Genomic DNA, 384 nt, shown 5'->3' with positions numbered 1-384 from the left:
GGCCACGGCCACCAGCGCGAAGCGCCCGGCAGCCCGCACTACCTGGCCAGTCGCATCCTTGGGTACATCGTCGGCCATGATGCTGCCCCGGCCTTCGCGGATGGCATCCAGTACGGCGGCGCGATCTTCGACCACGCGGTGCAGGAAAGCACGGCCAGCGTGGCCGTAGTGGTTTGCCGCGCCGCGCTTGAATGCGATGGAGAGATCGGCGCCCGATGCCTGGCCGGCCAGCGTATCGAATAAGCCCAGACCGGCACCGGCATCGGCGGCAATGTCGATCAGGCGTACTTCTTGCCCGGCACGGGCGTGCTTGCCGGCTTCACGCATATGCTGGCGTAGGTTGATTTCACCTGCCGACAGCATCAGCGTGCGCCAGCGGCGCGG

Annotated in this window: 1 pseudogene; it reads right to left on the bottom strand. The window is 67.4% G+C overall.

Going from position 1 to position 384, the window contains the following annotated elements:
- A pseudogene (locus EGI20_RS19140) lies at positions 1 to 384 on the bottom strand (DUF927 domain-containing protein); the annotation flags it as partial.

The organism is Aquitalea sp. S1-19 (assembly GCF_024343515.1).
This window is presented reverse-complemented; position numbering and strand designations above follow the sequence as displayed.